This is a genomic window from Streptomyces sp. BRA346 (genome assembly GCF_052851135.1).
Genome location: NZ_JAIWIH010000104.1, coordinates 1 through 5,302 on the forward strand (window position 1 = coordinate 1; position 5,302 = coordinate 5,302).

Sequence of the window (5,302 nt, forward strand, 5' to 3'; positions counted from 1 at the left end):
CAGGGCAACTACGCGGCGGCGAACGCCTTCCTCGACGCCCTCGCCCAGCACCGCGCAGCCAACGGCCTCCCCGCCACCTCCCTCGCCTGGGGCCTGTGGTCGGTGGCCGGAGGCATGGGCGGTGAGCTGGACGAGACGGAGATCGCCCGCATCCGCCGCGGCGGCATCGGCGTCCTCACGGCCGACACCGGCCTGGAGCTGTTCGACGCCGCGACGAACACCACCAGCGCAAACGAACCACTCCTCGTCCCGATGCCGCTCGACATGGCGGCCCTCCGCGCCCAGGCAGGCGTCGGCATGCTGCCGCCCCTCTTCCGCGGCCTGGTGCGGGCGACCCCCGCCCGCCGGGCAGCGGAGTCGGCAGCCACAGCCGGTGGGGCCGACGAGCTGCGGGCACGGCTCGCCGGGCTGTCCGAGCCCGAGCGGGACGAGGTGGTGCTGGAGCTGGTGTGCACCCAGGTGGCGGCCGTGCTCGGCTACCCGGGCCCGGAGACGGTCGACCCGGCCCGCTCGTTCAGCGAGGTCGGCTTCGACTCGCTCACCGCGGTCGAGCTGCGCAACCGTCTGAACGCGACCACCGGAGTCCGGCTCCCCGCGACGCTGGTCTTCGACTACCCCACACCGAACGCACTGGTCCAGTACCTGCGGGGCGAGATCCTCCCCGACGACGCGACGGGGGTCACCTCGCTGCTCGCCGAACTCGACGGGCTCGAGAGGTCCCTGGCCGGGGCCGCCGAGGCCGCCCCGGACGACGAGGACCGGGGCAGGATCACCGCGCGGCTCCAGGCACTGCTCGCGCAATGGAATGACGACCGAGGACCGGAAGACGGCGCCGGTGTCGCCGACGAGATCGAGTCCGCCACGGACGACGACCTCTTCGACTTCATCGGCAAGGAATTCGGGATCTCCTGAAGTGACCGTGGCCGACGCGAAGTGACCCGACCTTCCGGATTCCTCGAGAGGGAACGCACGTATGAATGAGGAAAAGCTCCGTTACTTTCTCAAGCGGGTCACCGCCGACCTGCACGAGACCCGACGCCGCCTCCAGGAGGTGGAGTCGGAGGACCAGGAGCCCATCGCGATCGTCGGCATGAGCTGCCGCTACCCGGGCGGCGTCGAGTCGCCCGAGGATCTGTGGCGGCTGGTGTCCGGGGGCGGGGACGGCATTTCCGAGTTCCCCACGGACCGCGGCTGGGACATGGGGCGGCTCTTCGACGACGACCCGGACGGCGCGGGCACGAGCTATGTCCGGGAGGGCGGTTTCCTCCACGACGCCAACTACTTCGACCCGGCGTTCTTCGGCATCAGCCCGCGCGAGGCGCTGGCGATGGACCCGCAGCAGCGGCTGCTGCTGGAGACCACCTGGGAGGCGTTCGAGCGCGCGGGCATCGACGCCACCTCCGTACGCGGCAGCAAGACCGGTGTCTTCGCGGGCGTCATGTACCACGACTACGCCTCGCGGCTGCGCGCCGTGCCGCCCGGTGTCGAGGGCTACCTCGGCACCGGCGGATCCAGCAGCATCGCCTCCGGCCGGGTGGCGTACACCTTCGGCCTGGAGGGCCCGGCGCTCACCGTCGACACGGCCTGCTCGTCGTCGCTGGTGACCCTGCACCTGGCCATGCAGGCGCTGCGCAACGGCGAATGCTCGCTGGCCCTGGCCGGTGGCGTCACCGTGATGTCGACGCCCGGCACCTTCACCGAGTTCAGCCGCCAGCGCGGACTGTCCTTCGACGGCCGCTGCAAGTCCTTCGCTGCGGCCGCCGACGGCACCGGATGGTCCGAGGGCGCGGGCATGCTGCTCGTGGAGAAGCTGTCGGACGCCCGCAAGAACGGCCACCGGGTGCTGGCCGTCGTCCGCGGCTCCGCCACCAACCAGGACGGCGCGAGCAACGGTCTCACCGCGCCCAACGGCCCGTCCCAGCAGCGCGTCATCCGCCAGGCGCTGGCCAGCGCCCGGCTGACGGCCGACCAGATCGACGTCGTCGAGGCACACGGCACGGGGACGACGCTGGGCGACCCCATCGAGGCGCAGGCGCTCCTCGCCACGTACGGCAAGGAGAAGCCCGCCGAACGGCCGCTGCTGCTGGGCTCCATCAAGTCCAACGTCGGCCACACGCAGGCCGCCGCCGGCGTCGCCGGGATCATCAAGATGGTCAAGGCCATCGAGCACGGCTATGTGCCCAAGACCCTGCACGTGGACGAGCCGTCGCCGCACATCGACTGGTCGGCCGGGTCCGTCTCGCTGCTCACCGAGGGCCGCCCGTGGCCGGAGACCGGCCGCCCGCGCCGCGCCGCCGTGTCGTCGTTCGGCATCAGCGGCACCAACGCCCACCTGATCATCGAGCAGCCCCCGGCGCCGGACGAGGCCACGGACGAGGACACCGAACCGGTTGCCACCGCGACCCCGCACGACCTCCCCCTCCTCCCGTGGCTGCTGTCCGGCAAGGGCGAGGACGCGCTGCGCGCCCAGGCCGCCCGGCTGCACACGTACGTCACCGAACGCCCCGACCTGGATCCGGTGTCCGTCGGCTACGCCCTCGCCACCACCCGCGCCGCCCTCCAGGACCGCGCGGCCGTGGTCGCCGGGGACCGCGACACCTTCCTCGACCGGCTCGCCGCGCTCGCCGCGGGCGACCCCGCCGCCGGGCTGGTCCAGGGTGCGGAGACCCGGGGCAAGCTGGCGTTCCTCTTCACCGGCCAGGGCAGCCAGCGGCTCGGCATGGGCCGTGAGCTGTACGCGACGTACCCGGCCTTCGCCGAGGCGTTCGACGCCGTGTGCGCGGCGCTCGACCCGCGGCTCGAACGGCCCCTGAAGGACGTCCTCTTCGGGGACGACGCCGCAGCCCTGGACCGCACCGGCTTCACCCAGCCCGCGCTGTTCGCCATCGAGGTGGCCCTGTTCCGCCTGGTCGCATCGTGGGGCCTGAAGCCGGACTTCGTCTCCGGCCACTCCATCGGCGAGATCGCCGCCGCACACGTCGCGGGCGTGCTGTCGCTCGCCGACGCCGCGCTGCTGGTGGCGGCGCGCGGCCGTCTCATGCAGCGGCTTCCGGGCGGTGGCGCGATGATCGCCGTCCAGGCGTCCGAGGACGAGGTGGCGCCGCTGCTGACCGAGCGCGTCAGCATCGCCGCTGTGAATGGCCCGACCTCGGTGGTCATCGCGGGCGACGAGGACGCCGCCGTCGAGATCGCCGCGTCGTTCGAGACGCAGGGCCGCAAGACCAAGCGCCTCACCGTCAGCCACGCCTTCCACTCGCCGCTGATGGACCCGATGCTGGAGGCGTTCCGCAAGGTCGCCGAGAGCCTGACGTACGAGACCCCGAAGATCCCGGTGGTCTCCCACCTCACCGGTGGCATCGCCCCCGCCGCGGAGATCGCCACCGCCGACTTCTGGGTGCGCCACGTCCGCGAGGCGGTCCGCTTCCTCGACGGCATCCGCACCCTGGAGGCCCAGGGCGTCACCACGTACCTCGAACTCGGCCCGGACGGTGTGCTGTCCGCGCTCGGCCAGGACTGCCTGGCGGGCGACGCGACCGACCACGTGGCGTTCGTCGCCGCGCTGCGCTCCGGCCGTCCCGAGGCCGAGACCCTGACCACGGCCCTGGCCACCCTGCACACCCGGGGCACCGCCCCCGACTGGGAGGCGTACTACGCGGGCACGGGCGCCGAGCGCGTCGAGTTGCCCACGTACGCCTTCCAGCGCGAGCACTACTGGCTGGACGCGGGCACCGCCTACGGCGATGTCTCCTCGGTCGGCCTCGGCACGGCCGACCATCCGCTGCTCGGCACGGCCGTCTCGCTGGCCGACGCGGAGGGTTTCCTGTTCACCGGGCGGCTCGCGCTGGACACCCACCCGTGGCTGGCCGACCACGCCGTGATGGGCACGGTGCTGCTGCCCGGCACCGCGTTCGTCGAGCTGGCCGTACGCGCCGGTGAGCAGGCCGGATGCGACCTGGTCGAAGAACTCACCCTGGAAGCCCCGCTGATCCTGCCCGAGCAGGGCGGGGTCCGGCTCCAGATCGCCGTGGGCGCCCAGGACGACACCGGCCGCCGCACCCTCGCCCTCCACTCCCGCCCCGACGCGGCCACGGACGACGAGCCGTGGGTACGCCACGCCACGGGCCTGCTCGCGCGGAGCGCCCCGACGGCGTCGTTCGACCTGGCGGCATGGCCCCCCACGGGCGCCGAGCAGATCGCCGTCGACGGCCTGTACGAGACCCTGTCCGAGGCGGGATTCGCCTACGGCCCGACCTTCCAGGGCCTACGCGCCGCCTGGCGCGGCGACGGCGAGGTCTACGCCGAGGTCGCGCTCCCCGAGGGCACCGAACCGGCCGCCGCGCTCTTCGGCGTACACCCGGCGCTGCTGGACGCGGTGCTGCACACCATCGGCCTCAGCGACCTGACCGAGAACCCGGGCCAGGGCGGACTGCCCTTCTCCTGGACCGGCGTCCGCGTCCACTCGGTGGGCGCGGACACCGTACGGGTCCGCCTGTCGTCGGCCGGAAACGGCACGGTGTCGCTCCAACTGGCGGACGTGACGGGCACCCCGGTGGCCTCGGTGGACCGCCTGGCACTGCGCACGGTATCCCCGGACCAGCTGGCGGCTCCGAGCCAGGGCGCCGCGTCGGATGCCCTGTTCCGGGTCGACTGGACCCCAGTCCCGGCCGCGTCCGAGCCGGTGTCCAAGAACGATTGGACGACCATAGGCCCCAACACCCCCTACCCGGACCTGGCAACGCTGGCCGAAGCGGTAGCTTCCGGAACGCCGCTGCCGGAACATGTCGTGGTTTCCCTGACATCGGACAACGCGGCACCCGAAGGCCCGGGTGCGGCAAATCAAGCCCGTCCGGCGTTTGAGGACCGGGGCCTTGGGGCGGAGCCCCAAGTTTCGGGAAGGGGCGGGGTGGGGGAAAGCTCACCCGCCACCGCGGCGCACCAGACCACCACCCAGGTGCTGAGCCTGCTACAGCAGTGGCTGGCCGACGACCGCTTCGCGGACTCCCGCCTGGTCGTCCTCACCTCCGCCACCGACCTGGCACACGCCGCCGTCCACGGCCTGGTCCGCTCCGCCCAGTCCGAGAACCCGGACCGCATCGTGCTCGTGGACCTCGACAGCCACGCGGAGTCCCTCGCTGCCCTCCCCACCGCCCTGGCATCCGGCGAGCAGGAAGTAGCGGTGCGCAACGGCGAGGTGCGGGCCCCGCGCCTGGCCCGCACCGCAACAACGGCGGAAGCCAACGCGTGGGACCCGGAGGGCACGGTCCTGCTGACCGGCGCGTCCGGCACCCTGGGCGCCCTGTTC

At 72.9% G+C, this 5,302-nt stretch carries 1 protein-coding gene and 1 pseudogene; both read left to right on the forward strand.

What is annotated here, in order from left to right:
* The coding region (locus LCH29_RS43470; protein WP_446467206.1) for a phosphopantetheine-binding protein at positions 1 to 912 on the forward strand (912 nt) is incomplete at its 5' end.
* A 61-nt stretch (positions 913 to 973) separates the two neighbouring features.
* Positions 974 to 5,302: pseudogene (locus LCH29_RS43475) on the forward strand (type I polyketide synthase); the annotation flags it as partial.